The organism is Phyllobacterium zundukense, assembly GCF_002764115.1.
GTDB classification, from domain to species: domain Bacteria; phylum Pseudomonadota; class Alphaproteobacteria; order Rhizobiales; family Rhizobiaceae; genus Phyllobacterium; species Phyllobacterium zundukense.
Window position 1 is genome coordinate 2,210,051 of sequence record NZ_CP017940.1, and the last position, 22,514, is coordinate 2,232,564.

Consider the following 22,514-nt stretch of genomic DNA (forward strand, 5'->3'; position numbering starts at 1 on the left):
CTTCGGCAGCGGGGACGATGCGCTGGCTGACCAGATCATGCAGCTGGCGCACATAACCGGAGCGTCCGGAAGGCGCGCCGGGATCCGATGTCATGACAACAACAAGAGAAGCGTGGGGCACCACATAGATCATCTGCCCGCCATAGCCCCAGGCGTAATAAATTGGTTGGCCGTCGGCGGGCGCTGGAAACGAACCATCCGAGACCATAGGAATCGCCGGTAAACGGCGAGCTGGTCCTCGGCTTCCAGGATTCCGTGATCCAGGCCTTCGGCACGATCTGCCTACCATCGCTTTGACCCGAATTCAGGAACATTTCACCGAAAGCCTGCATTGCGCGGGGCGACAGCAACATGTCGTTGCCACCAAAATAGATGCCCTGTGGATCACGTGGCCAAGGAGGAATGCTGATGTCGAGGGGTTTTCCCAACCAATCCCGTGCGTTCTGAAGCGTCGACCGTCTGGTTTTGGCGGTCAACAATGCGGATAGAAGGTGAGAGTTACCGGTCGAATAGAGCATCCTGCCGCCCGGCTCGTCGACAAACTCACGCGATAGCGCATAGCGCACCCAGTCATTGCTTTCGACCCAGCGCCCATAGTTTTGTCCCGAGGTTCGATCGAGACCAGACTGCATCGACAGAAGGTTGCCAATGGTCACGCGCTGCAATCGCGGATCAGCATTGCGTGGGATCCTGTCCTGCAGAAGCGGCGCAATCGGCTGATCGAGTCCATCGAAAATCTTGCGATCGATGGCGATGCCGACCAGAGTTGCAATGATCGTCTTGGACACAGACTTCACATTGACGGGACGGTCGGCAGGCGGCCCGCGAAAAGTACGCTCGATCTGGACCGTCCCTTGCCGGGAAACGATCATGGTATGCAAGGCGGGGAGCAGCGATGCCAGCTGCACAATATCGCTGGCTGCAGCCGGATCGAACGACGCAGCCGGGACTGACTGTGACAGGGCCCGTTGTGGCGCGAGGGCATAAGCTGCGCCGGCAACGGAGGTCAGCAGGAATGCGCGGCGATCGATCGTCAAAAGACTGTTTTTCATCAGCCGAGATTGACGATGGCTGCGAGCCACATCAACACACAACGTCTCACATGCGTGTGATCGAGTTACCGCCGTCAATTATCGGGCCCGCCACTGCGGCTGACCCTCGCAGTACGAATAATGGATGGGTCAACAACGCAAGATTGAATTCCAAGAATTGCTTGCACTTTTTACTACTCAGACTAATTGCCAATATCCTTTTCATAATTTTGATCTTCATATTCCCCACTTTAATGATGAACTAGGGAATATTATGCTTTTTCGAAAGACCACACCCAAACTACGAAAAATCCTTGCCGCTTTGACCGTGCCGCTTGTGCTTGCAGCCTCGGCTGCTTCGGCCGCCGACACACCGTCAGCGTCGCGCACGTTCAACAAGCTCTACGCCTTCGGCGACAGCTATACGAATAATGGCCAACCCTTGCCTGCTTTTGGAGATATTCAAGGTTATTATTATCCATCCCAGTGGGTAAAGCCTGAGGAGTTCAACGGTCCTTTTGTCGCGCTGCCCTGGATACTTTTTAGAACCCTTGGAATGGACGAAAAGCCAGAGGTGAAACCAATAAATCCATGGAATCCATGGACCGACCCCTGGAACCTATCCAACCTGAGCGTATATGGCTGGAGCGGCGCGACCATGACGGACAAGGCCCGTAAGGTGTCGAACGCTTTTCTGGCTGTATTCAAACCGACACTGTCGGAACAGGTGAACTGGGCTTTAAATGGCTATCCTGGCGCCTTTTCCATACCTCGTTTACCCGCATCGCCGAAGGTCAACTTCACCGACAAGGATGTTGTGCTGGTCAATTTCGGTCTTTCCGACGTGTATCAGATAGCCAGGAATTATGACAACCTCTTCTTTCCCGCAGCTGACACCGCACAGCCATACCTTGATGGAATGGAATTAGCCAAGGAAGCTGGCATACAGGTCAAGAAGCTTGCTGATGCGGGCGCCAAAACAATTATTTTTGATGCATTCAGCGGCGTTGATTTCGTCGGGGCTACTTTCGTGGATGTAAATGGTCGAAGTTTTGTGCCACGCGCCAATCAGTTCGCCCAAACCTATTTCGCCGCGCTCAAGACAGAATTGGCGTCAGCTACGGCCAGCGGAACAAAAATTTATCTGATCGATATGAATGAGTTCTTCTTATCGATACGGGACAAATTGTCCCAAGGCGCCAAGGGTACACTTATATCGATGGTAAGACGACGAAGTTTGAACACTATGAGCCTAGCTGCAGCAAAGGTTATCCTATGGCGTGCGGGGTCACCGCCACGAGCGCACTGGATGACGAATGGGAACGAAGTCGCGTCTTGGCTGAAAAACTTCACCCCTCAACAGGTGGCTTCACGGTTCTGTCTCAATATATAGCCGAGTTCTTGAAAGACCCGTCAAAACTCGGACCATCAAGCACGCTGATCACCAATAGCCAGGGTCTGGCTGAAATTGCCACGACATATGGCAATGACGTGATTACCAATGCGGAGGAGAACAAGATCGCCCCCGCGGCTAGCAGCACACCCGTAACTTCTGATGGAGCGATCACACTTAACCTGGATAAGCCAGTCGCAACCGTGCAGACCCCGAAACCGGGTACTGTCGTTGTTTATGAAGATGGAAAGTATACTTTTGATAAGAAAATTTCCGGCAATGTCTCACTCGTCAAAACCGGGCTGGGCGGACTGATTTTGAGTGGAGACAATGACTATACGGGCGACACTCATATCGCCCAAGGTCAGCTTGCTGTCAGGGGTTCCGTCCAGAATCTCACCGTCGATAAAGACAGTGCGATTGTACAAACTCAGGCAGATGGCGGATGGAATGTGCGGGGGGACGCGACTTTCATCCCTGGCAGCCAGCTCCAAATAATAGCCAAACCAGACGGCACATTGAATCCGCTGAAAATTAACGGCAAGCTCGCAATTACCGGATCCACTTTGTTCCATATTCACGCCGCAGATGAAACCATTCCCACACGGGAGGGGCAGATCGCTCTTTTCACTCAAGATCATACAATTATAAGGGCATCAAAAGGCTGGCGTCTTTTCAATTCTGCCGTCGTTAATGAGGCGAGAATAAGTGGTCCCTTCCTCGTGATGCCTATCAACTCCAAACCCTACCTGAGAACCCTGGCTTATGCTTATCCTTCGGATGGAAGCCTCGTCATTACTATGAAAAAGAATAATTAATTCGAGAACCTGCGGCCAGCCGCAGCCCCGCGCAGCGGCTGGCCTATTGGCCGACAGTCATTCTTAAAGTCTTGCCCGTCAGCCTTGCCAGCTGCTGCAGACGGCCTTCGGGAACGTCGCCGATCAGATCGGCCTTCGTCTTGTTGACGACCAGATCGATGCCGTCCGAAGTTGGCTTCCAGGAGAGGCTGGGAACAACCCCGGCCATTGAGGCAGAGAACGGATAGGTGATGCGCATAACCGCCGCCAGGATCCTGGAATATTCGAGCAATCGCGGACTGGCGATGGCCGAAAGTTCGGGATCGGCCACGCTATTGGTAATGCCTTCGTGCCGGAAGAAATTGGCGAGCGCGATATAGGCGCGGCCAGGATGATCGATGCCGACAAAGGCGGCGTTGGAGATCATATTCAGCGCCTGGGAACCGCGATAATCCGGGTGGGCGCGCCAACTGATATCGGCCACAAGACAGGCTGCACGGCGATAACGCTTTTCATCCTCGGTTTCATCATAGCCCAGCGCTGCAAAAGCTTCGCCTGTCCAATCGGCCAGCTCGCGCGCATAGGCCGGAGAGCGGGCACGAAGCACGGCCAGCTCGTCGGCTGCCGAGATCAGCGGATCTTCCAGCTGTTCGCGTTCCGGCAGGAGTGAGTAGAGAAAGCCTTCACGCACGCCAAGCGCCGAAAATACGACGTTCGAGGGTCGCATCAGCCTGATGGTTTCAAGGAGCGCGATAGCACCATAGGACAAGAGCGCACGGCGGTTTTTCGAGACATCCTCAATGCCGCGCATATAATCGAGATCACCGGCGGCAACGAGCTTCAGGAAGCGCTGGGCTTCGTCGAAGGGGATTTCGTAGTGGTGCATGACATGGAGCGGGTAGTGCGTCGCGCTCATATGCAGCTTGGCGAGATTTCGCCAGGTGCCGCCAACCGCATAGAAAGTCCTGCCCCTGCCATTGGCTAGAAGCTTTGCCGACGACAAATGTTTCTTGGCGATACTCACCGCTTCGGTCAGATCGCCATCCGACATATCCTGCAGGCGCAGGCCGCCCAAAGGCAGCGTGATGCCGTCGCCGATCTTGCGGCCCTTCACATCGACCAGTTCGAGACTGCCGCCACCAAGGTCGCCGGCGATGCCATCGGGATCGTGAAAGCCGGAAATAATGCCGAGCGCCGAATAATAGGCTTCCTCCCTGCCCGACAGGACCTTGATCGGCTCCTTGAGCAGTGCCTCGGCTTCCTTGATGAATTGCGAGCCGTTTTCCGCCTCGCGCGCAGCGGCTGTCGCCAGCACATCGAGCGAAACCGCCCCAGCCTGATCGGCCAGCGCACGGAAACGGCGCAGGGCGCGAAGCGCACTCTGCACCGCCTTCGCATTCAGCTTTTTGGTCTTTACCAGCCCCTTGCCGAGGCCGCACAGAATCTTCTCATTGAAAAGAACCGTCGGTGACCGGTTCACGCCTTCATAAACCACCAAACGTACAGAGTTCGAACCGATATCAATTACAGCAGCCGGTTGACGTCCCTGTACGCGTCCTTGTGCAGCCGAGATCATGCGGCCTTATTTCTTTTTGACCGCTTGCGATGAGCGATCAAACGGGGGGCTGAGGACTTCAGCGACTTGCCACGGCCTGAAAGGCTGGGATTTGTCATGAAATATTCCTGTGCGTTAAACGACTCTTCCCCGTCAGCCGGTGTGATACGGCGCGACGTTCCGTCTGCTAGTAACTCGTAACTCTGCTGGTTGTCGAGAAGGTTGGCTAGCATAATCTGTGAAAGAACCTGTTGATGCACAGTTGGATTGGTGATGGGCACCAAAGTCTCGACACGGCGGTCGAGGTTACGCGTCATCATGTCGGCGGAACCGAAATAGACCAGCGCCTTTTCCGATGGCAATCCTTGGCCATTGCCGAAGCAGAAAATCCGGCTGTGCTCGAGGAAGCGTCCGACGATGGATTTTGCCCGGATATTTTCGGAAAGGCCCGGCACCTGCGGACGCAGGCAGCAAATGCCGCGAACGACCAGATCAATCTCCACGCCATTCTTGCTGGCATCGTAGAGCGCGTCGATGATTTCCGCGTCGACCAGCGAATTCATCTTCATCCAGATCGAAGCCGGACGCCCGGACTTGGCATGCGCGATTTCCTCCGCGATATGCTGGAGAATGCGCGGACGCAGCGAAAGCGGCGAAACGGCAATCTGCATCTCGCCGGAAGGCGGCGTATAGCCGGTGATGTAGTTGAAGATCTGCGCCACATCGCGGCCGATCGCAGGCTCGCAGGTGAAGAATGACAGGTCGGTATAAATCTTGGCGGTGATCGGGTGGTAATTGCCCGTCCCCAGATGCACATAGCTGCGCAGCTTGCTTTCCTCGCGCCGCACGACCAGCGACATCTTGGCATGGGTTTTCAGCTCGATGAAGCCGAAGACCACCTGAACGCCGGCCCGTTCCAGATCGCGTGCCCAGCGGATATTGGCTTCTTCGTCAAACCGGGCTTTCAATTCGATCAGTGCCGTCACCGACTTGCCGGCCTCGGCCGCGTCGATCAAGGCACGCACGATGGGGCTGTCGTTCGAGGTGCGGTAAAGCGTCTGCTTGATGGCCACCACGTCCGGATCGGCAGCCGCCTGGCGCAGGAACTGCACCACCACATCGAAGGATTCGTACGGGTGGTGAACGACGATGTCCTTTTCGCGAATGGCGGCGAAGCAGTCGCCGCCGTGTTCACGCACACGCTCGGGGAAGCGCGGATTGTAGGGCACGAATTTCAGATCGGGGCGCGGGATGCTGACGATCTCGGAAATCATGTTCAGCGCCAGCAGGCCGTCGAGGACGCTGATACGGTTGTCCGGAACACCGAGTTCTGTTGCAACGAAGCTGCGCAGCGATTCCGGCATTTCATCGTCGAACTCGATGCGGATCACCTGGCCGCGGCGGCGGCGCTTCAGCGCGCTCTCAAACAGGCGCACCAGATCTTCGGCCTCTTCCTCGACTTCGATATCACTGTCGCGGATGATACGGAACGTACCGGCGCCCTTGACCTCATAGCCCGGAAACAGCCGCCCGGTGAAAAGGCTGATTGCATCCTCGAGGGTGAGGAAGCGGAATCGGCCACCCTCGTCCGGAATCTGGATGAAGCGCTTCAACGCCTGCGGCAGACGCAGCAAGGCGGTCATCGGACGGTTGTCGGTGCTCCGGTTGAGGAGCATGGCAATGGTAAAGCCGAGATTGGGGATGAACGGAAACGGGTGGGCCGGATCGATGGCGAGCGGCGTGAGAACCGGGTAAATCGTCTCGAGGAAGTGATCTTCGAGCCAGGCCTGTTCGGTCTTCGTCAGTCTGTCGGGGCGGACGATCTCGATGTGCTCACCCAGCATTTCAGCACGCAGTTCATTGAGCCGCATCTGCTGCGCCTCCTGAAGCCTGCCGACTTCTTCAAGAACGAATTCGAGCTGCTCCTGAGGGGTGCGCCCATCGTCGCTGCGATCGGAAACGCCAGCGCGAACCTGACCGGCGAGGCCGGCAATGCGTACCATGAAGAATTCATCGAGGTTTGCCGCGGAAATCGACAGGAAACGCAGGCGTTCAAGCAGCGGCTGGTGCGTGTTTTGTGCTTCCTCAAGCACGCGCCGGTTGAACTGCAACCAGGAAAATTCGCGATTGACGAACCGGTCGACACTGGTGGACATATCCGGCAGATCGACTTTTTCGATTGCTTCCGGAATTGCAGGCGATTGTTCGTTCATTGTCCATTCTCCGATTATAGACCCTTTGCCAATCCATCCTGACGGTCATGTGAAGCGGTTTTCTGCGTTTCCGGTGGTCATGGGCGGTGTCCGCCCTGCTCCGGTTCTCGAAAATCACATCACCTGCCCAATCAGGCCGAATTCCCAAAACATCTTAAAAAAACACCCGTCATATACGGACCTAAAATCGCACCATAGAGAAGTCTTTTGACAGTTTGATAGCAATCGTCTTGAAATCGTAATCAAGATGATACAAACCGGAACGAAAGAGAAGTCAATTGCGCGACAGGCGCGTTGAGCCGCACATAACCTTTTCCAAAAATCGACATCGATTTTTGGAAAAGGTTATGTGCAGATTTAAAAGTGTTACTGCGTCTTTGTGCGTCCAATCGGACGCACGGCGCAGTAAAAGCTTCAGGAGCGAATAATGGCTGGACACAGCATCCCTCATTTCCAGAACAGCGCTGGTCATGCAACGATCAATATCGGTGTAAAGGAATTCATGTGTGTCGGCGCAAATCCACCCTTCGACCATCCCCATGTGTTCCTCGATCTGGGCGATGATAACGAGAAGGTCTGCCCCTATTGCTCGACGCTCTATCGCTATGATGCTTCCCTTGCTGCCGATACAACCGTTCCGGAAGGCTGCGCCTATGTGGACGAGGCCGCTTGAAAGCAGCACTTATCGATCTGAAGACAGAACGAAACAGGCGCATTCCCAATCCTGATCAGGTCATTATTGCCGGTGCCGGCATTGCCGGCCTCACCCTTGCTCTGGCGCTGGCCAACAGGGGATTTCAGGTCCAGATATTCGAGAAAAGTGCAACGCTTGCCGAGATCGGTGCAGGATTGCAGCTTTCGCCCAATGCGACGCGCCTTCTGGACCGGCTGGGCGTGCTTGAACGGCTGAAATATTCCTCTGTCGAACCGCAAGCCATTTGCCTGCAGGATGGCACCAGCGGGGAAAAGCTGCTGCACCTGCCGATTGGCAAAGCAGCTAAGGAGCGCTGGAGCGCCCCCTATATCGTCTGTCACCGTGCCGACCTGCAAAACGCCCTGCTCACCGAAGCGCGCAGCCGCCCGAACATCGCCATTCAGCTGCAATCCGCGGTAACCCATCACAAGGCTGATCGCCAGAGCGTTATGATCCGCGTGCAGTATCATGACCGCATAGAGGAGCACCGGGCAGCACTGCTGGTGGGTGCAGATGGTGTGTGGTCCGACATGCGCACCGCCATGTTCGACACCGATCGCGCCCGCTATACGGGCACCATCGCGTGGCGGTCTTCTGTCGCTGTCGAGCAGTTGCCTGAATCGTTCAAAACGCTGCTGCCAGCGGGAACCAATGTCGTTGCCTGGACAGGTACAAATGCCCATCTGATCGCCTATCCGATCCGCTCCGGTCAGATGATCAATTTTGTCGCCGTGGCGCCCGAACGGCAAAATGGCCGCCGCTGGGATATCCAGATCAATCCGGAGGGCGTCAGCCAGAATTTCATCCGGGAATTCGCCGGCTGGCATCAAGGTATCCGCGATGTGATGCGGGTTGGCCGGCCATGGACACCCTGGCGGCTGCTGGAAATGAAGAAATGCCGGTTCCAGCTCGGGGATCGCCTGCTGCTCATCGGCGATGCCGCCCATGCGATGACACCCTATGCAGCGCAGGGCGCGGCCATGGCCATCGAGGACGCCTGCGCCCTTGCCTGCGCGCTTGGCACCGATAGCACAACATGGAGTTCAGCCCTTGCTGCATTCAGCAGCGCCCGGACACAGCGCATTACGGCTGTCGTCAGGCGCGGTGCGCTCAACCAGCTCGCCTACCACGCCAAGGGGCCGCTAGCGCTTGCACGCAACATTCTCCTGCGCAACCGGCCGGTGGAGAAATTCGTCAAGGGATTCGATTGGCTCTATGGATTCGATGCGGAAGAGCGAAAACCCGATACTTAAATGAAAACAGCGGCCACGAGGGCCGCTGTTTTATGCCGGAAACGCAGATGCCGCCGATTAATGCAAAATCTGGCTGAGGAACAGTTTTGTGCGCTCGTGCTGCGGATTGTCGAAGAATTCCGCCGGTGCGTTCTGCTCGACGATCTGGCCCTGATCCATAAAGATCACGCGATTTGCGACCTGTCGGGCAAAGCCCATCTCGTGGGTGACGCAGACCATGGTCATGCCTTCTTCGGCGAGCTGAACCATCGTATCGAGAACTTCCTTGATCATTTCCGGATCGAGGGCAGAGGTCGGTTCGTCGAACAGCATGATGCGCGGATTCATGCATAGCGAGCGGGCAATCGCCACGCGCTGCTGCTGGCCGCCGGACAGCTGGCCCGGATATTTATTGGCCTGCTCGGGAATCTTGACGCGCTCGAGATAATGCATCGCAATCTCGTCGGCCTTCTTCTTCGGCATCTTGCGTACCCAGATCGGTGCCAGCGTGCAATTTTCCAGAATGGTCAGGTGCGGGAAAAGATTGAAGTGCTGGAACACCATGCCGACTTCGCGCCGCACTTCGTCGATTTTCTTCAGATCGTTGGTGAGCTCGATGCCATCAACCAGGATCTTGCCGCTCTGGTGCTCTTCCAGCCGATTGATGCAGCGGATCATGGTGGACTTGCCCGAACCGGACGGCCCGGCAATGACGATACGCTCGCCGCGCATCACCTTCAGGTTGATGTCCTTCAGGACATGAAAGTCACCATACCACTTGTTCATGTTGATGATTTCGACGGCTACGTCTGTCTTGGAGACATGCAAGAGCGAGCGGTCGACATGGATTTCATTGGGATCAACAACGTTTTCGGTTGTCATAGTAGGAATACTCCTTAGCGTTTATGTCCTGTATCGAGCCTGTTTTCCATGAAGATGGAATAACGCGACATGCCGAAACAGAAAATCCAGAAGACGAAACCGGCAAAGATCAGGCCGGAAATAGGTGTTTGCGGTGAAATCCAGTTGGCGTCCGAAAAGTGCTGTTTCACGGTTCCAAGCAGATCGAACATGCTGATCACGGTCACGAGGCTCGTATCCTTGAACAGGCCGATGAACGTATTGACAATGCCTGGAATAACCAGCTTCAGCGCCTGTGGCAGGACGATCAGTCCGGTTTTCTGCCAGTAGCCGAGTCCGAGCGAATCAGCACCTTCATATTGCCCTTTCGGAATGGCCTGCAAACCACCACGCACCACTTCTGCCATGTAGGCAGACGCGAAGAGCGCCACACCGATCAGTGCGCGCAGGAACCTGTCGAACGATACGCCCGGCGGAAGGAACAAGGGCAGCATGTAGCTGGCCATGAACAGTACCGTGATCAGCGGAATACCGCGGATCGTTTCGATGAAGATGACGCAGAGCATCTTGATGACCGGCATCTTTGATCGCCGCCCGAGTGCCAGCACAATGCCAAACGGAAGCGATACCGAGATGCCGACAAAGGAAAGCGTAAGGGTGACGAGCAACCCACCCCACGAGGAAGTCTCGACATAGGGCAGGCCGAACCAGCCACCGACCAGGAGTATGAACGCCACGATCGGGAAAATGAAGAAGAACACGATCGCATTCAGTACCTTGTAGGGGGCCTTGGGTACGAGCAGCGGCACCAGCAGCAAAACGAATATGATCGCGACGAGGTTGACGCGCCAGTGCTGGTCCAACGGATAGGGACCGTACATGAACTGATTGAAGTTGGCGTTCACATAGGCCCAGCAGGCACCGGACCACCCTTCGGGCTGGATGCCGCCCTGCGCCACCGTGGAACAGACGGATCTGTCTGGCCCAGACCAGACGGCATTGACGAAAAGCCAGTTGATCATACCCGGCAGAAACCAGGCCAGCAGGAGGATGGCCAGGAGAGTCAGGGCCGAATCGAGCGGCGTGGCGAAGAGATTCGTGCGCATCCACCGGACCGCACCCCTTTCTCCAAGTGGCGGGGTCTGGCCCTGAAGCATTTCGGTGCGGACGAAGCTAAGATTGTTATCCATGATCAGCGCTCCACCAATGCCATTCGGGCGTTTACCCAATTCATGAAGATAGATGTGAGCAGGCTGATGCTCAGATAAACGACCATCCAGATGGCCACCACTTCGATTGAGCGGCCGGTCTGGTTGAGGATCGTCCCGCCGACCGCAACGAGATCGGGATAGCCGATCGCTACAGCCAGGGAGGAGTTCTTGGTGAGGTTGAGGTATTGGCTCGTTAGCGGCGGGATGATGATGCGCATCGCCTGCGGCACCACGACCAGCCGCGTTGTCGGTCCCGCCCGCAATCCAAGTGCGTGCGATGCCTCACTCTGTCCCTTGCCGACACCGCGAATGCCGGCACGGACGATCTCGGCAATGAAGGATGCGGTATAGAAGGACAAAGCCAGATAGAGCGACATGAACTCCGGACCAATCAGCGTGCCGCCCCTCAAATTGAATGCGCCGAGAACCGGATAATCGAATGAAATCGGGAAACCCTTGATAATCAAAGCAAGGAGCGGAAGCCCGACAATGAGGCCGAGCGCCGTCAAGCCAACCGGAAATTGCTGACCGGTCGCCATCTGCCGCTTGTAAGCCCAGCGCCGAACGAGCAAAGCTCCGATAATGCCGGCAATGAGACCTGCACCTGCCAGCCAAGCGCCTTCACCGAACACGGGTGCCGGGAAAAACAAACCTCGATTGTTGAGGAACGTGCTGAATGGCAGTTTGATGCTTTCCCGCGCTTGCGGCAGAACCGACAAAACTCCCAGATACCAGAAGAAAATGACCAGCAAAGGCGGGATATTACGGAATACCTCGACATAGACGGTGCAAAGCTTACGGATGAGCCAATTGTGCGAAAGGCGACCTATCCCGATAATGAAGCCGATGAACGTTGCCGTGATGATGCCGACGACAGCAACCGTCAGGGTGTTGAGAATGCCGACCGTCAAAGCCTTTAAAAAGGTCGAATCGCTCGTGTAACTCAAGTATGGACTGCTGCTGATATCGAACCCGGCGCGCCCGTCCAGGAAGCCGAACCCGGATGCGAGATTCGCACGCTGCAGATTGGCAATGGTGTTATTGACGATCCAATAGACCAGACCTGCGAGCACAAGAACGGTTACGGCCTGAAAAATATAACCGCGGAACTTTGGATCGTATAAAAGTGATGCTTTTGCACTGTCTCTACCGACAGGCGTAATTTCCTGCGATGCCATTGACCCCTCGTTTCTTTCAAACGTTTGTTATTATTATTTTTTATTATTTTTGTTTTGGAAGAGGAGGCCAGAGCCCCCTCTCCCGATTTCGTATGATCACTCGAGAGCGATCAGCGGATCGGCATTGCGTACTGCAGACCGCCTTTGCTCCATTGGGCATTGATGCCGCGCGCAATCTTGAGCGGGCTGCCCGAGCCGATATTACGCTCGAACACTTCGCTGTAATTGCCAACGGCCTTGATGATGTTGATGACCCAATCATTGGTCAGGCCGAGGTCCGTTCCAAGCTTGGTATTAGCCTCCTGGCCAAGAACGCGCTTGATCTCCTGGTTCTCGCTGCTCTTCAGTTCTTCGACATTGCCTTGGGTGATGCCAAGTTCCTCTGCCGTCAACATGGCATAATGCGTCCAGCGGATAATGTCGGCCCATTGTGGGTCACCCTGACGAACGACGGGTCCCAGCGGCTCCTTCGAGATGATCTCAGGCAGAACGACGTGATCGTCTGGCGCCGATAGTGCCAACCGGTAGGCATAAAGGCCCGACTGATCGGTCGTGTAAACATCGCAGCGCCCCGAATCATAGGCCGCATTGACCTCTTCCACCTTCTCGAACACGACTGGATTGTACTCCATCTTGTTCGACTTGAAATAATCGGCGAGGTTGAGTTCCGTTGTCGTGCCAGCCTGCACGCAAACCGACGCACCCGACAGCTGCAGCGCAGAATTGATGCCCGAGAGCTTCTTGGCATTGATCATGAAACCCTGGCCGTCATAGTAGTTGACGCCAGTGAAATCAAACCCTTGCGTGTCGCGGCTGAGTGTCCATGTCGTGTTACGGATCAGCACGTCGATTTCGCCGGACTGCAGAGCCGGAAGGCGATCCTTCGCCGACAATGGGGTGTACTTCACTTTCGTTGCGTCGCCAAAAATGGCAGCAGCAACGGCGCGGCAGTAATCCACATCAAACCCCGACCATTCGCCCTTGTCGTTCGGCGAGGCAAAGCCCGGAAGACCGGTATTGACGCCGCACTGGAGGAAGCCCTTCTTCTTGACGTCGTCAAGTGTAGCAGCCGAGGCTGCGGTCGCCAGGAGAACCAGCGCCGAGGCAGCCAACGTGCCCTTCAAAACGATATTTTTCATCACAAATGTACCCTTTGGTTGTTGCCCGTGTTCCCAGAGAGAAAAAATTGCATATTGGCAGGTAACCCCAACCCCAAAAAAGGGCCCAATACATCTCCCATTTCACCGTTGCATCGAAGGCCATTCTGCTTCTTTGGTCAAGGGATAATCTTTGCTCAATAATGCAGCAAGGAGGGCCAAGCGGCTGCACTGAGGCTCAATTTTCGATTATTTCTTACTCAGATTGACCTCAGGGCGCCAAAAACGCTCGCGAAAACGCAAAACTGGCCAGAATCGGGCCCCGTCGAAAACAAACGCCGTACGACGCCCTGCGAGGAATCTGGCAAGTGCAATCGTAAATAGAAATCCGACGCTGTACCCGGCCACGACGTCGGTCGGGTAGTGGGCGCGCGCGACGATGCGGGTGAAAGCTATGAACATCGTTGCCAGGACGATGGGCAGCCGCCAGCGCGGAAACCACAGGGCGAGAACGGCGCCTACCGCCCCCATCGTCGTGGAGTGGCCAGAGGGGAAACTGGCAAAGTTATAGCCTGCCTCAAAGGGCGAAAAACTGTTTGCTCCCAGTGTGTCGATGAATTTCGGCCGGGCGCGGCCTATGAGAAATTTCGCGATGTTCGTCAGGATTCCCGCAAGGGCGATGGCCCAGAAGGCAAAGGTCGCCTGCGCATAGACCAAACCGAATCGTACACGCCTGTGCCGCGCAATATTCGCCCAATCGATGCCAATGAGACAGACGCCAATGGCAAAGGCCGGAATGAGATACCATTGCGACAGGCCGATATCGGTCAGGTGGCGCACCTGCCCCAACGAGCCATAGGACCATAGGGTGCGCGACAGATATTCGTCGTAGGGATGCAAAAGCAGGATAAGAAAGAAGATCAGAACCACGGCCATGGACATGGCATTCGTCCACGCCGGCGGCGAGCCGGGATAGGCGGGAGCATTGATACGGCGCAGAAAGCGGACGATGGATCGACCTGCTCGCTGCAGGGCGGATTGCCGGTGTTGAATTTCCTCGGTCATCTTCCCATTCCGAGTCACCAAGCCTGCTCTCCTGTTGCAACGGGCACGCGGTGGCATTATCGACTTCTTCAAAGTCATTCAATAGAGCATGTGGAGATCACCTTATGGATAAGCAACCGAGCAAGGCCACGAAACTGGGCATCAATACCAGGCTTGCTCACGGCGGATACGATCCACGCGACTATCATGGGTTCGTCAATCCACCCGTCGTCCATGCTTCGACCGTGCTGTTTCCTGATGCCGAAACCATGGCCAGCAACAAGCAGAAATACACCTATGCCACGCACGGGACGCCGACGACGGACGCGCTTTGCCGCGCGATCGACGAACTTGAAGGGTCCGTCGGGACGCTACTCGTTCCCTCCGGCCTCGTGGCGGTGACGCTTCCCCTCCTCGCCTTTCTTGCGCCAGGAGATCACCTGTTGATGGTGGACTGCTGCTATGGAAACACCCGGCACTTCTGCAACACGATGCTGAAGCAGTACGGTATCGAGGTGGAATACTACGATCCACTCATCGGAGCGGGTATCGAGAGCCTGATCAAGCCCAACACGCGTGTTGTCTTCACCGAATCGCCAGGATCGAACACATTCGAGGTTCAGGACATTCCGGCCATTGTCGAAAAGGCACATGCAGCGGGTGCAATCGTCATGATGGACAATACCTGGGCGACGCCGATCTACTTCAAGGCGCTGGATTACGGCGTCGATATCTCGATCCACGCGGCAACGAAATATCCCTCCGGACATTCGGACATCCTGATGGGCACGGTTTCGGCCAATGATAAATGCTTCAAGAAGCTCGATGCGGCCTATACCGCGCTCGGCCTTTGCGTGGGCGGCGACGATGCCTACCAGATCCTGCGCGGACTGCGCACGATGGGATTGCGGATGGAGCGGCACGCCCAGAACGCGATCGAGATTGCCAAATGGCTGGAGAGCCAGGAGGGCGTGATCGAGGTGTTGCACCCCGCGCTGGAAAGTCATGCCGGTCACGCCTTGTGGAAACGCGATTTCTGCGGTGCAGGCGGCGTGTTCTCCATCGTTATCAATGGCGGGACGAAACAGGCGCACGCTTTTCTGAACGCACTCAGGATTTTCGGCCTTGGATACTCCTGGGGCGGGTATGAAAGCCTGGCATTGCATGTTCACCTCGGTGGCCGGGTCATTACCGGCAAGGATTATGCAGGCCCTGTCATCCGGCTGCAGATCGGCCTCGAGGACACGGCGGATCTCATCGCCGATATTGAAAATGCCCTGGCAGCTATGAAAGCCGCCTGAATAGAAAGTGATTTCGTTTCAGACATTGCGCTTGCTATGAAAGCCGAATGAACAGGCTCGCTGCAATCCTCGTGCTTCTGACTGCGCTCAGTATCGGCTGGGTACCTGTGTTTGCAGCGCCCGGCCGTCTGGCAGAGGAAATGGGTTCGCACAGCATTTCCCTGGCCGACACCTCGTCGGGGCCAGTGCATGTTCATCGTTCCAACGGCTGCACCGGCGGGCAGCACCATTGTCCGCAAAAGCAACAGCATCCGGCGATATGTGCAGCCTGTATCGGCGTTCCGGCAGTGACGCTTCCGGCACTGGTCATCGGACAGCCCAAAATCATCGTTCCACGCGGCGAGGAACTGCCGCTGGTCGCACGGGCCGATGCCCCGCTTCCCCGGCCTCCGCGTCATTGAGTGAATGTTCCCATCGTCCTGACGCACAGGTGAGCGGGCCGCAGCCTGTGCGCTTTTGACTGGCCCATGGAAAGATCACACCAATGAAGGCAATATTTCACAGTGCAGCATTGATCTGCGCCATTGTCCTCGCCTCACCGGCACTGGCACAGGACCAAAGCACCCACAAAACCATGCAGCATGACATGATGGCGATGCCGGCCGGTGACCAGAGTGCTTCGTCGAAGGCGTTCGCCGCCGCCAATGCGAAGATGCACAAGGACATGTCGATCGCCTTCACGGGCAAGGCCGACAAGGATTTTGTGCTTGGTATGATCGCTCATCACCAAGGCGCGATCGATATGGCGAAGGTCGAGCTCGAATACGGCAAGGATGCGGAAATCCGCAAACTGGCCGAGGGAATCATTGCGGCGCAGGAGGGCGAAATCAAACAGATGAAAGCCTGGCTCGCCAAGAACGGCGGTTGATACCGCGCAAAAAATCACCCGCCGGTTTGCGCCGGCGGGTGATCGTTAAAACTCGTGAACTCAGGCCCTATTGACGCATTTCGTAGCTGGCTGCCCGCTTTTGCAGGCATAGTTGCCAAAGACTATAGGCAGCATCGGCATAGGTCGAAGTCCCAGCCTTGAACTCGGCTGAACGCAGTGGCAACAAATCCTCGACAACGTCGAGTGTGCGCGACGGGAGAATGTCCGTGCAGGTCCACAGCCGCCGGAACACGGTGCTGATGGCGACTTGCCTTTCATTGACGTCGATCACAGGTTCGTCGTTACCGAGTTCCCAGTCCTCCAAGGCGTCGATCGCATCCTGAAAGGCGTTATGCAATATGATGGGCGCGTGGCCGTCATGAAGTGGGTGCAGCAAACCAGGCATTCCTGTCTCCTCACTCTCGTGTTGCACTGCCGGGGGCTCCCGGAAATAGAATCATAAGGGCGGAAAGGCAGTTTCAGCAAGCCCTAACTGCCATACCATACCAATTTACTAGAGATATTTGATTAAATCGAGCTATCGCGCCGGATTTACCCCTCATTGTTCAACCGATAACTGCGTAAAATTGAATAATATATTGAATATACTATATTTTTGGTATTTGAGAGGCTGACGGTGCACATCAAAAATGCGGCCGAACAATCACTTCTACGCAGTCTGGCGGACGATGGCAGGGATTACTCTGCACCTAACTGATTTGACATGCGGTGTCCGCCAAGCTGGTCTCAGGTGTATTGTTGCGATATTTTGAACCGGACCGCATTTCAATGTCTGACGCCACCGACATTTTTCCCGTCCATCTTGCCAAAACGGCGCCGTTGGCCCATTCATGTGCCGTTGCAGTGCCGCGCGTCCAAACGAAAGCGCAGTGGAGTAGCAACACTTTGAATTGATGCATATCCTTTCCGAAAATCGGTTCCGATTCTCGGTCTCATGCGTGACGCGATCGAGGACATTGGCACATGACGACAAGGCACCTTCAGGTGATCATACTCTCCGCACTGCTCGCAGGCTGCGGTAATATTCAAGGTCAGCTCGATAGCGAAAAGATCTCTTCCCTGAACTACGACCCGGTCGCGTGCCCAACACTTGTGGCGCAGCGCAACCAGGCCATGGCGGAAATCAGCCGCCTTACCAATGGCGAGGGGTATCAGGAACCGAACGTCATCACCGGCTTCGGCCCTTTCCTGCCCGACTACCGCACGGCCAATCAGAAGAAGGCCGGCGCCTTGCAAGGCCAGGTTGATTCGATGAGCCGGTCCATCGATCGCCGCAAGTGCGCCTAGGGCATTTCAGCTTGGCTCTTGGCGAGAATTTTGACTTGAACAGTCATATTTTCTCATTGCACTGACAGATTTACAACTCGATGCAAAGATTGTTACGTGTTGTTGCTCCGACTCCAAATAGAATTGGACGGAATGCAAATGGGGGCACGTTCATGATCTTAGGTATGACGCCGTTTACCTTGTTCCATGTGATTTTAAGCCTTATCGGCATCGTTTCTGGCCTGATTGTTCTGTCCGGTCTACTGGGGTCAGACCGGAAGGAAGGCTGGACACTGGTCTTTCTGATAACGACCGTTGGTACAAGTGTGACCGGCTTTCTGTTCCCGTTCGCCGGCTTCACACCGGCCATCGGCGTCGGCATCATATCAATGATCTTCCTTATCGCGGCAATTGTAGCGCTTTACGTCTGCCGCCTCGCCGGAGCCTGGCGCTGGATCTATGTGGTGAGCGCCGTCGTGTCGCTCCACCTGAACGTGTTCGTGCTGGTTGTGCAGTCGTTCCAGAAAATACCTGCGCTCAACGCACTGGCACCAACAGGGTCGGAGCCGCCATTTGCCATCGTACAGAGCATTGTCCTGGTGCTGTTCATCATCGCCGGGTTTCTTTCCCTGCGGCGATTTTATCCCCTCGCTGCTTGAAACGAAGCCAGCAGCGAACGCGACCGGAACAAATATCTGCGCCATCTCACGGCATCTTGACCGTGGTAGACGCTGATTTCGATGCGTTGATGCTGGTCCTTATTGAATAAGCAAAAAATCAGGCGTATTTTGCCGGTTTGGGTGGCTTTTAACCGGTACTTTGTTCTTCTCAAGGGAGTGACAAGCAAAATGGAAGAGGTGACGCTGCATACACCCCACAATGCAAGCTGCGCATCGACGCAAACACTACAAAAAGTACGCTCGGAAATGCCAAAGAAGACAACCAGCCCGAATAAGCTTTCGGATATTCTGAGGCGCGCCAAAGGCGGATTTACGCATCGAAGATTCAAGGAGCATGCAAAGTAATCGGCAAAGGGCCGATCGCATCGATCTCCCGTGTCTGCCATGAAGAAAAGCCCCGGCAAGGCAATGCGACGTGGATTGCCGCATCACTGGATGCCAGCGGTTTGCGTGCCCAACTATTGAAGTGGAAACGAGGTTACGGCTATGCGTGATCTTGATATCCTTCTCGCCGTCATCGCGATTGTACTCCTCGTGTACCAAGCGAAAACATCGCACTGATAGTGGTGGCGGGCTGCCCCGCTAACCATAATCCTCCCCTGCGGTCGAGACGCGCCTCGATATAATGTATTTATGTTACGATGAGCTATCTAAATAGCTCGAATTGTTGAGTTGTTTTAGATGTATCCCTGTGGCCTCATGCGACCTGAGCCGCGTTGCTTTACTGGGCTCAAAGTCCTCTTGACCACTGTTTTCATTGGCAGAAGCGGGAGGCACCAATGGAAGAGGAGGATGACAAGAAAGACAAAGATGACTATACGCCGTACCTAACTTCGATATGGGGTTATCTTATACTCTTTCTCATCATCATACCGGTTGTCCTATACCTGGGCCGTCAGTTCGGAAGGTGATTTGTTGTGTCGTTTACTGTCTTGAATAAGAGGGCGAAGACCCCCGTCGCAGTATCGTTTCCACTATCGAGTGACGAAAGTACATTCGCATTCGACAACGAATTCAGGCCGTATCTGTACTGGCCTCCGGCAATCGTGATGATTGTCCTGTCCACCGCAGGTTATCTGGTCGGAATGTATTTCGCTTCCTGACGGCAGGGTGGGTCCCGAATAATGTGGACGGATTGCCGAGCACAAGCAAGGCTCTGTAGACAAAACGTGGTCTAGTGTTTTCCGTCATATTCCGGGACGTTGTTCTCATCGCCAAAAATGAGCTTTCGCGGATCGTCCTGGATTGCGGAGACACCGCGTTCGATGCGTTGAACCGTGCGACGGCTCTGGGATACGATTCTCTGTACATTGCGAAGCTTGTCGCCGGTCAGGCTGCTCAGATTGCTCATGATGGAAGCCAGCCGGACATCCAGCTCCTTTGCCTGTTGCTGATAGGACTGCAGTTTTGCGCGCACCTCGCTTACGGTACTGTCCTTGGCGTCAGAAAGCTGCTTGTCGACATTGGCAAGAGTCTCGTCGACCTTTACCGACGCTGAATTCACACGCGATATGACATCGCGTGCATCATGCATGATCTCTTCGACGTTCTGCGCCTGCTGGCCATATTTGTCGATCAGTTCGGTACTGTCCGCTAGTCCATCGGTGAAGGTCTTGGCCTGCTTTATGCTGTCGATGAACGGCCCTCTCGTTTCCTCCAGATATTTTTCCGTGGCGGCTGTCGCCTTGTCGACGCGCTCGATCCAGTCCTGGGCGGTCTGTACCAGTGTTTTCAAGGATGACGGATCGATATCCATTCGCGCGATGGTATCTTCCTTTTCGGCTTCCTCGAGCAATTTCGGCTCATAGGCCTTGCCGCCCGTCAGCTCGATTCGCGCCTGTCCCGCAAGCAGCTCGAACGCCAGTGTCGCCACTGTCGAGCGCGTGATGGGGGTGGTCAAGTCGATCTCCGTCTGGACGATGACGGCGTCGGGGTTGGTCGAATCAACGAACAGCCGGCGGACCTCGCCAACCTTCAGTCCGTTGAAGAAAACCGGACTTTTGGCCGCCAGGCCAGTGACGGAACCGGGAACGCGGATCTCAAGCGTCGTGGTCTCACGGGTATCTCCGTAGCGGCCGATCCAGTAAAAGAAACCGAACGCAAGGAGACCCACCACCAGGCTGAAAACCGCAACAAGAAGATAATTGGCTTTGGTTTCCATCGATTTTCTGGAGCGACTCCGCGGCTGGGTTCAACAATCCCTTCATTACCGCCTTAGGACACGGCAAATCAATGGCGAACGCCGTTCACATGGAGCGCGCAGGACATGAGAGCGGAGCATGGCGCTCGCACGTTGTTCGGATTAGTCTGGGAATGGGTGAAGTCGCATACGGAATTATCGAACAATGATGAAACTTGAAGGTATTTCTACATTTGTGGCAGTGGCGGAAGCCGGGTCCATCAGCGAAGCTGCCCGCCGTTTGCGCCTGTCGAAATCCATCGTGAGCGAGCGGCTGGCAGAACTTGAGCGGCAAATTGGCGCCGTTCTCCTGCATCGTACGACACGCAAGCTTAGTCTGACGGAGGATGGCGCGGCATTTCTCGAACGTGCTTCGCGCATCACGCGTGATGTCGAGGAAGCTGCCGCCGATATGGCGCAGCGTCGCGGCATGCTGGTCGGGCCATTGCGGATCTCGGTGCCCGTCACCTTCGGGCGCATGCATCTCGGCCCTGCCCTCTACCCGTTTCTTCTGGCCCACCCCGATATCGAACTATCGCTCGATCTCGATGATCGCCGCGTCGATGTCGCCGCAGGCGGCTATGACGCCGTGGTGCGGCATGGCTCCATTGTCGATTCGCGGCTGATGACCTGGCGCCTTGCCACCAGCCAGCGTGTTCTGGTGGCCTCGCCAGCCTATCTCGACCGGCACGGAATCCCGGCCACGATTGAGGAACTCGACCGGCACAAAGGCATATTCTACGCCAACCGTGGCGCCGCGGACTGGAGTTTTGCCACTGAAACCGGAGCCGCCGTGGTGCGCGGACGGATCGGCTTGCGGGTCAACAATGGCGACATGATGCGGGATGCGGCCATTGCGGGCATCGGCATTGCCCTTTTGCCGACCTTTATCGCTGGAATGGCACTCAAATCGGGCCAGTTGCAGGCTATAAACGTGGGCGTCAAGGCGGAGGTCGAGCATATCTTCATCGCCCATCCGGAAGGCCGCATGCCCTCGGCCAAGCTTCGGGCGCTTGCCGACCATCTGCGGAAAGCCTTCGGCAGTCCGGCCTACTGGGACAGTTGACCAGAAAGCTCGGTGCCGCGGAACGTGGAGAAGCTTTGACTTGGCGGCCAAAAACAGAGATTGGTAGTTATCGCCGGTCAAGCCGATTTCCGCGCGGTTCTGGCGCTGTCCTATCCGATCTTTGGAGCGAGTCATGACACATCTGACTATTCTCGCATTCGCACTGGTTTCGTTCATTGGCATTGCCACGCCCGGCCCGACAGTACTGCTCGCGCTGACGAATGGCTCGAGATTTGGTATCAAAACGGCTAGCTTCGGCATGGCCGGCGCGGTTCTTTCAGACTTTGTGCTGATCGGCGCTGTGGCGGTGGGACTTGGTGCTCTTCTCGCGGCGTCGGAATTCTGGTTCTCCGTCGTCAAGTGGATAGGCGTCGGCTATCTGACGTTCCTGGGTATTATGCTGTTGCGGTCCAAGGGCACGCTCGACGTCGTGCATCCAGACGCAAGCGCCATCACATCACCTTCGGCACGGCTGGCATTTCTCAAGAGTTTTCTTGTCGCCATTACCAATCCGAAGGGATACCTGTTTTTCTCGGCGTTTCTGCCGCAATTCGTCGTGCCGGCTCTGCCGCAGTTTCCCCAGTACCTGGCCCTCGCCGTCACTTTTGCGCTGATCGACTTTGCCGTGATGTTTGGCTACGCCATTTTGGGTTCACGCGCTGTGCGCCTGCTCAAGAAGACAGGGGCACTCTGGCTGGACCGGTGTTGCGGCGGCGCCTTGCTCGCCCTTGCCGGTTCCCTAGCATTTTACCGGCGTGCAAGTTCATGAGGCGATTGTAAACAGAATAGCCCGCCATTTTGCAATGACGGGCTATCCTGGATCGTTG

20 protein-coding genes and 1 pseudogene are annotated in these 22,514 nt (G+C 55.8%); 11 read left to right on the forward strand and 10 right to left on the reverse strand.

All coding sequences use genetic code 11. The features are described from left to right. Positions 1 to 35 precede the first annotated feature (35 nt). Positions 36 to 1,052, reverse strand: a complete 1,017-nt coding sequence (locus tag BLM14_RS11115; RefSeq protein WP_237143333.1) for a serine hydrolase domain-containing protein — start codon at positions 1,050 to 1,052, stop codon at positions 36 to 38. 124 nt (positions 1,053 to 1,176) lie between these two features. Between BLM14_RS11115 and BLM14_RS31030 the strand changes: the two genes are divergently transcribed. Both BLM14_RS31030 and BLM14_RS11120 read left to right on the forward strand, forming a co-directional pair. Beyond that, the gene (locus BLM14_RS31030) at positions 1,177 to 2,424 is read left to right on the forward strand and encodes an SGNH/GDSL hydrolase family protein (protein ID WP_133123842.1); all 1,248 of its coding nucleotides are present in this window, start codon (positions 1,177 to 1,179) and stop codon (positions 2,422 to 2,424) included. Then, positions 2,367 to 3,242 carry an autotransporter-associated beta strand repeat-containing protein gene (locus tag BLM14_RS11120; RefSeq protein ID WP_157929517.1) on the forward strand — a complete coding sequence of 292 codons (876 nt, stop codon included), beginning with the start codon at positions 2,367 to 2,369 and terminating at the stop codon, positions 3,240 to 3,242. Before BLM14_RS31030 ends, BLM14_RS11120 begins: the two co-directional genes overlap by 58 nt. A 43-nt stretch (positions 3,243 to 3,285) precedes the next feature. Here BLM14_RS11120 and ppx read toward each other — a convergent pair whose 3' ends face one another. Next, the gene (gene ppx / locus BLM14_RS11125) at positions 3,286 to 4,797 is read right to left on the reverse strand and encodes an exopolyphosphatase (protein ID WP_099999420.1); all 1,512 of its coding nucleotides are present in this window, start codon (positions 4,795 to 4,797) and stop codon (positions 3,286 to 3,288) included. Beyond that, positions 4,794 to 6,923, reverse strand: a pseudogene (locus BLM14_RS11130) (RNA degradosome polyphosphate kinase); the annotation flags it as partial. The pseudogene BLM14_RS11130 and the gene ppx, both read right to left, overlap by 4 nt. 493 nt (positions 6,924 to 7,416) lie before the next feature. On the opposite strand from BLM14_RS11130, the gene BLM14_RS11135 reads away from it, so the two are divergent. After that, positions 7,417 to 7,662 carry a zinc-finger domain-containing protein gene (locus tag BLM14_RS11135; RefSeq protein WP_099999421.1) on the forward strand — a complete coding sequence of 82 codons (246 nt, stop codon included), beginning with the start codon at positions 7,417 to 7,419 and terminating at the stop codon, positions 7,660 to 7,662. Then, the gene (locus BLM14_RS11140; protein WP_157929518.1) at positions 7,659 to 8,936 is read left to right on the forward strand and encodes an FAD-dependent monooxygenase; all 1,278 of its coding nucleotides are present in this window, start codon (positions 7,659 to 7,661) and stop codon (positions 8,934 to 8,936) included. Before BLM14_RS11135 ends, BLM14_RS11140 begins: the two co-directional genes overlap by 4 nt. A 57-nt stretch (positions 8,937 to 8,993) precedes the next feature. On the opposite strand, the gene BLM14_RS11145 is transcribed toward BLM14_RS11140, so the two are convergent. The 5 genes from BLM14_RS11145 to BLM14_RS11165 form a co-directional block, all read right to left on the reverse strand. Continuing rightward, entirely contained in the window at positions 8,994 to 9,797 is an 804-nt protein-coding gene (locus BLM14_RS11145; protein ID WP_099999423.1) for an amino acid ABC transporter ATP-binding protein, read from the reverse strand. A gap of 14 nt (positions 9,798 to 9,811) precedes the next feature. Further along, a complete protein-coding gene (locus tag BLM14_RS11150; protein WP_099999424.1) occupies positions 9,812 to 10,966 on the reverse strand; it encodes an amino acid ABC transporter permease in 1,155 nt (384 codons plus the stop codon). Between the two features lie 2 nt (positions 10,967 to 10,968). Further along, positions 10,969 to 12,165, reverse strand: a complete 1,197-nt coding sequence (locus BLM14_RS11155) for an amino acid ABC transporter permease (RefSeq protein ID WP_099999425.1) — start codon at positions 12,163 to 12,165, stop codon at positions 10,969 to 10,971. A 110-nt stretch (positions 12,166 to 12,275) separates the two neighbouring features. Then, positions 12,276 to 13,304, reverse strand: coding sequence for an amino acid ABC transporter substrate-binding protein (locus BLM14_RS11160; protein WP_099999426.1), 1,029 nt, complete (start codon positions 13,302 to 13,304; stop codon positions 12,276 to 12,278). A gap of 207 nt (positions 13,305 to 13,511) precedes the next feature. Continuing rightward, positions 13,512 to 14,327 carry a phosphatase PAP2 family protein gene (locus BLM14_RS11165; RefSeq protein WP_157929519.1) on the reverse strand — a complete coding sequence of 272 codons (816 nt, stop codon included), beginning with the start codon at positions 14,325 to 14,327 and terminating at the stop codon, positions 13,512 to 13,514. 104 nt (positions 14,328 to 14,431) lie between these two features. Here BLM14_RS11165 and BLM14_RS11170 point away from each other — a divergent pair, with 104 nt between their 5' ends. The 3 genes from BLM14_RS11170 (at position 14,432) to copM (ending at position 16,475) form a co-directional block, all read left to right on the forward strand. Next, a complete protein-coding gene (locus BLM14_RS11170; RefSeq protein ID WP_099999428.1) occupies positions 14,432 to 15,607 on the forward strand; it encodes a cystathionine beta-lyase in 1,176 nt (391 codons plus the stop codon). 47 nt (positions 15,608 to 15,654) lie between these two features. Continuing rightward, on the forward strand, positions 15,655 to 16,008 hold the full coding sequence (locus tag BLM14_RS11175; protein WP_099999429.1) for a hypothetical protein: 354 nt from the start codon (positions 15,655 to 15,657) through the stop codon (positions 16,006 to 16,008). A gap of 83 nt (positions 16,009 to 16,091) precedes the next feature. Beyond that, positions 16,092 to 16,475: a CopM family metallochaperone gene (gene copM, locus BLM14_RS11180; RefSeq protein ID WP_099999430.1), complete on the forward strand. Its 384-nt coding sequence runs from the start codon at positions 16,092 to 16,094 to the stop codon at positions 16,473 to 16,475. Positions 16,476 to 16,542: 67 nt separating this feature from the next. On the opposite strand, the gene BLM14_RS11185 is transcribed toward copM, so the two are convergent. Continuing rightward, entirely contained in the window at positions 16,543 to 16,881 is a 339-nt protein-coding gene (locus BLM14_RS11185; protein ID WP_099999431.1) for a BRA0787 family protein, read from the reverse strand. Positions 16,882 to 17,459: 578 nt separating this feature from the next. Here BLM14_RS11185 and BLM14_RS11195 point away from each other — a divergent pair. Then, a complete protein-coding gene (locus BLM14_RS11195; RefSeq protein WP_099999433.1) occupies positions 17,460 to 17,783 on the forward strand; it encodes a hypothetical protein in 324 nt (107 codons plus the stop codon). A gap of 152 nt (positions 17,784 to 17,935) precedes the next feature. Continuing rightward, complete coding sequence (locus BLM14_RS11200) at positions 17,936 to 18,421, forward strand: hypothetical protein (RefSeq protein WP_204251953.1); 486 nt, start codon at positions 17,936 to 17,938, stop codon at positions 18,419 to 18,421. Between the two features lie 1,195 nt (positions 18,422 to 19,616). On the opposite strand, the gene BLM14_RS11205 is transcribed toward BLM14_RS11200, so the two are convergent. Then, the gene (locus tag BLM14_RS11205) at positions 19,617 to 20,603 is read right to left on the reverse strand and encodes an MlaD family protein (RefSeq protein ID WP_099999435.1); all 987 of its coding nucleotides are present in this window, start codon (positions 20,601 to 20,603) and stop codon (positions 19,617 to 19,619) included. Between the two features lie 184 nt (positions 20,604 to 20,787). Here BLM14_RS11205 and BLM14_RS11210 point away from each other — a divergent pair, with 184 nt between their 5' ends. Further along, a complete protein-coding gene (locus BLM14_RS11210) occupies positions 20,788 to 21,687 on the forward strand; it encodes a LysR family transcriptional regulator (protein WP_099999436.1) in 900 nt (299 codons plus the stop codon). A 133-nt stretch (positions 21,688 to 21,820) separates the two neighbouring features. Continuing rightward, positions 21,821 to 22,456, forward strand: coding sequence for a LysE family translocator (locus BLM14_RS11215; protein ID WP_099999437.1), 636 nt, complete (start codon positions 21,821 to 21,823; stop codon positions 22,454 to 22,456). Positions 22,457 to 22,514 lie beyond the last annotated feature (58 nt).

Bases quoted from the DNA above. Each gene is read 5' to 3' on its own strand.
- BLM14_RS11115 (WP_237143333.1), bottom strand. From the start codon at position 1,052: ATGAAAAACAGTCTTTTGACGATCGATCGCCGCGCATTCCTGCTGACC.
- BLM14_RS31030 (WP_133123842.1), top strand. From the start codon at position 1,177: ATGGGTCAACAACGCAAGATTGAATTCCAAGAATTGCTTGCACTTTTT.
- ppx (WP_099999420.1), bottom strand. From the start codon at position 4,797: ATGATCTCGGCTGCACAAGGACGCGTACAGGGACGTCAACCGGCTGCT.
- BLM14_RS11135 (WP_099999421.1), top strand. From the start codon at position 7,417: ATGGCTGGACACAGCATCCCTCATTTCCAGAACAGCGCTGGTCATGCA.
- BLM14_RS11145 (WP_099999423.1), bottom strand. From the start codon at position 9,797: ATGACAACCGAAAACGTTGTTGATCCCAATGAAATCCATGTCGACCGC.
- BLM14_RS11150 (WP_099999424.1), bottom strand. From the start codon at position 10,966: ATGGATAACAATCTTAGCTTCGTCCGCACCGAAATGCTTCAGGGCCAG.
- BLM14_RS11155 (WP_099999425.1), bottom strand. From the start codon at position 12,165: ATGGCATCGCAGGAAATTACGCCTGTCGGTAGAGACAGTGCAAAAGCA.
- BLM14_RS11160 (WP_099999426.1), bottom strand. From the start codon at position 13,304: ATGAAAAATATCGTTTTGAAGGGCACGTTGGCTGCCTCGGCGCTGGTT.
- BLM14_RS11165 (WP_157929519.1), bottom strand. From the start codon at position 14,327: ATGACCGAGGAAATTCAACACCGGCAATCCGCCCTGCAGCGAGCAGGT.
- BLM14_RS11170 (WP_099999428.1), top strand. From the start codon at position 14,432: ATGGATAAGCAACCGAGCAAGGCCACGAAACTGGGCATCAATACCAGG.
- BLM14_RS11175 (WP_099999429.1), top strand. From the start codon at position 15,655: ATGAACAGGCTCGCTGCAATCCTCGTGCTTCTGACTGCGCTCAGTATC.
- copM (WP_099999430.1), top strand. From the start codon at position 16,092: ATGAAGGCAATATTTCACAGTGCAGCATTGATCTGCGCCATTGTCCTC.
- BLM14_RS11185 (WP_099999431.1), bottom strand. From the start codon at position 16,881: ATGCCTGGTTTGCTGCACCCACTTCATGACGGCCACGCGCCCATCATA.
- BLM14_RS11195 (WP_099999433.1), top strand. From the start codon at position 17,460: ATGACGACAAGGCACCTTCAGGTGATCATACTCTCCGCACTGCTCGCA.
- BLM14_RS11200 (WP_204251953.1), top strand. From the start codon at position 17,936: ATGATCTTAGGTATGACGCCGTTTACCTTGTTCCATGTGATTTTAAGC.
- BLM14_RS11205 (WP_099999435.1), bottom strand. From the start codon at position 20,603: ATGGAAACCAAAGCCAATTATCTTCTTGTTGCGGTTTTCAGCCTGGTG.
- BLM14_RS11210 (WP_099999436.1), top strand. From the start codon at position 20,788: ATGATGAAACTTGAAGGTATTTCTACATTTGTGGCAGTGGCGGAAGCC.
- BLM14_RS11215 (WP_099999437.1), top strand. From the start codon at position 21,821: ATGACACATCTGACTATTCTCGCATTCGCACTGGTTTCGTTCATTGGC.